1 pseudogene is annotated in these 207 nt (G+C 36.2%); it reads right to left on the reverse strand.

Annotation, left to right across the window (positions count from 1 at the left end):
* Window positions 1-207, reverse strand: a pseudogene (locus LQ622_RS15000) (phospho-sugar mutase); the annotation flags it as partial.

Here is a 207-nt window from a genome sequence, read left to right on the forward strand (position 1 = left end):
CTTGTATATTTAATGGGTCTTCTACTGTATCAATATAACGGCTTAATTCTAATGAAGGCTCTGTTAATAACTGGCCACCATCTGAACCATATACTTTAATTCCATTATAATTCTTAGGGTTATGGCTTGCCGTAATCATAATACCCGCTGTTGTTTTCAAGTGTCGTACTGCGAATGACAGTTCTGGTGTTGATTTGTATGTTTCTG

This window comes from Mammaliicoccus sp. N-M50 (assembly GCF_022386995.1).
Lineage (GTDB): Bacteria > Bacillota > Bacilli > Staphylococcales > Staphylococcaceae > Mammaliicoccus > Mammaliicoccus sciuri_A.